Raw genomic sequence first — 2,945 nt, forward strand, 5'->3', positions numbered from 1 at the left:
TGATTTCGGAGGCCAATACTGCTGCACTATTTTATTATAGCCAATAACTATTTCAGATGTAGCAAATCGGCATTGCCAACTTGTTTACACGCGGCTGATGGCTGTCTGGTCTGCGTCTATCAGGCGATCATTTCGAGTGCGCGGCCGTTCCAGAGGCCGAAAGCATCGGTTCTGGCGTGACGGTATGAGACGGTAGCGAGTTGATCGCAACGGGACCGAGAGATGGTGTTGATCTGGTCTTGAGCAGAAAAGAACCTTTGCGTCTGCCTTAGCGACTTGAAGCGTCCTATGAGCTTTTCACGCTTTCGAGTGGGTCAATGTGACCCTTTGATCCGATTTTTCAACCCTTTGTGTGCTCGGTGTTCCGCATCCGGCGCAAGATTGCGGATCGGCTTGAAATAGCTTCGCAACTTATCCGTGATCACGACACGAGGTTCACCGAATCGCGAAATCAGCCGCTTCAGAAAGCGCCGGGCTGCCTTGGCACTCCGCCGTGATTGGATGAGGATATCAAGAGTATCTCCGTTCGCATCCGCTGCTTGCCACAGCCAGCATTTCCGACCGGCGATCGGGATGATCACTTCGTCCAAATGCCACTTGTCGGTTTCGCCTGATGCAGTTCGCGAAATGGCCACCAAAGCGGTTGACCCATTGTCTGATCGTTTCCCGACTGGCCGTCACGCCGCGTTTCGCGAGCAGATATTCAACATTCGCAGTGCTGAGTGCAAAGCGATGGTAAACCCAGACAGCATAAGCGATGATCTCACGCGGAAAACGAAATCCCATCAGGCGCGGCATTTTCGTACATGAACCATAGGTAGTGTCAGATATCTTTTCGACATATCACGGTTTGATGCCGCTCCTTTGATAGCATCTACTGCAGCAAAGGAGACTGACTATGGGACTGAAACGGACGGCCGAATTCCGGCAAGATGCGGTGCGTATCGCATTGACCAGTGGGCTAACACGCAAGCAGGTGGCTGATGATCTAGGTGTCGGGATGTCCACGCTGAACAAATGGATCACAGCGCACCGAGATACAGACGTGGTTTCCAAAGAGGATTTGAGCCTCGCTCAAGAGAATGAGCGACTTCGACGGGAGATCCGGCTCCTCAAGGAGGAGAGGGAAATCCTAAAAAAGGCCACCCAGTTCTTCGCGGGCCTAAAGCAATGAGATTTAGGTTTATCGAAGAACACAGAGCCAGCTTTCCAGCCAACCGGTTATGCGATGTCGTCGGTGTCAGCGCACGCGGTCTGCGTGCCTTCCGCAGCCGCCCTGCCAGTCGCAGACAGCGGTCTGATCTGGTCACGCTGGCGCATATCAAAGAACAGTCACGCCTCAGTTTGGGCAGCTATGGCAGGCCGCGCATGACTGAAGAGTTGAAGGAAATTGGTTTGGCTGTGGGGCATCGTCGCGTTGGTCGCCTGATGCGCCAGAACGGCATATCCGTGTTGAGAACACGCAAGCACAAGGTCACGACAGACAGCGATCACAAGTTCAATATCGCGCCCAACCTACTGGATCGGGACTTCACAGCGGATCAGCCGAACAAGACATGGGCTGGTGACATCAGCTATGTCTGGACCCGTGAAGGCTGGCTTTATCTCGCCGTCATTCTGGACTTGCATTCCCGCCGTGTGATTGGCTGGGCTGTTAGCAATCGGATGAAGCGAGACCTGGCCATCAGGGCGCTGAGAATGGCTATCGCCTTCAGATCACCACCGAAGGACTGCATCCACCACACGGATCGTGGCAGCCAATACTGTTCCCACGATTATCAGAAGATCCTGCGCCAACATGACTTCAAAGTGTCGATGAGCGGCAAAGGCAATTGCTATGATAACGCCGCCGTCGAGACCTTCTTCAAAACGATCAAAGCTGAGCTGATCTGGCGGCGGTCATGGCAAACCCGACGGCAGGCTGAAGCGGCCATCTTCGAATACATCAACGGCTTCTACAATCCGCGCCGCCGACACTCAGCACTGGGCTGGAAAAGTCCCGTCGCCTTCGAACGGAAAGTGGTTTAAACGAGCACTTGGAGCGGCACAAAAACGCGACAGGTCCATATTGAGCAAACAAGATCCGCGTGAAATCGCGAGATATCGGGACCAGTTGCTTCAAAACATCGAGATCATTGAGCGCAACTATGTCCGGTAAGTCCGGTGTTTTTCCGTGGAACACTCTGGGTTTAGACGGGCCTGCGTCTGACAAACAAATTCGCAGTTCACGCCTGTGATCGTAACAAGCAACCCACCAACAAGCCCCGCCAGCATCGCGCCGAGAGCAAAACCGATCATCGAGTAGCGATCGACATTCACGCCCATCAATTGCGCAGCCGTGCGATCCTGGGCCAGGGCACGCAGCGCGCGCCCGGTCTTGGAGTACTGCATGAACAGAATGAAGCCGACGATGGACAGGATTGCGAGAACGCAGATGAGAATCCGGTCATAGGGCATGATCAACCGGAAATCCCAGTTGAAGACCCCGTCGACGATTTTCGGCACACCGCGCTGTTTCTCACCGAAGACCAACAGGATGACGGCGTCCAGAAAGAACGCAAGGCCCGCCGCGAGAAGCATGGTGCTTTCCTCTCGGGAGGAGCGTTTGATCACTGGACCAAACAGGAACTTTTCGACCAGGGCTCCGAGGATGAACAGCGTGGCGCAGGCCAGAAACAAAGCGACCACAAAGGGAAGGCCGAGTTGTCCGTAGAAGGTGTAGGTGACAAACCCGCCGATAACGTACATCTGCCCATGGGCAAAGTTGAGCACGTTCATAAGGGCGAAGATAAGTGTCAGGCCAAGGGCGATCATCGCATATTGCGCGCCCAAATAGACCCCGTTGGCGATTACTTGTTCCATTGTGTTCCAGCTTTTTCTTATCGCTTCGGGCCAGAAGAACCGGCCCGAAGTGCAGTTAGCGATCAGGGAGAACTATAGTTCGT

The 2,945-nt window shown here is 54.1% G+C and carries 2 protein-coding genes and 1 pseudogene; 1 reads left to right on the top strand and 2 read right to left on the bottom strand.

Annotated features, from left to right (window positions below):
• Positions 1-119: 119 nt before the first annotated feature.
• A pseudogene (locus ACRZ95_RS22735) lies at positions 120-798 on the bottom strand (IS6 family transposase).
• Between the two features lie 100 nt (positions 799-898).
• On the opposite strand from ACRZ95_RS22735, the gene ACRZ95_RS22740 reads away from it, so the two are divergent.
• A protein-coding gene (locus ACRZ95_RS22740; RefSeq protein ID WP_480424262.1) for an IS3 family transposase occupies positions 899-2,028 on the top strand; the annotation gives its coding sequence in 2 pieces (ribosomal slippage) (positions 899-1,142 and positions 1,142-2,028; 1,131 coding nt in all).
• A 117-nt stretch (positions 2,029-2,145) separates the two neighbouring features.
• On the opposite strand, the gene ACRZ95_RS22745 is transcribed toward ACRZ95_RS22740, so the two are convergent.
• On the bottom strand, positions 2,146-2,862 hold the full coding sequence (locus tag ACRZ95_RS22745) for a branched-chain amino acid ABC transporter permease (RefSeq protein WP_480555644.1): 717 nt from the start codon (positions 2,860-2,862) through the stop codon (positions 2,146-2,148).
• Positions 2,863-2,945 lie beyond the last annotated feature (83 nt).

The organism is Ruegeria sp. AI3, from assembly GCF_056541245.1.

Coding starts and splice junctions, on each gene's coding strand:
- ACRZ95_RS22745 (WP_480555644.1), bottom strand. CDS start 2,862: ATGGAACAAGTAATCGCCAACGGGGTCTATTTGGGCGCGCAATATGCG.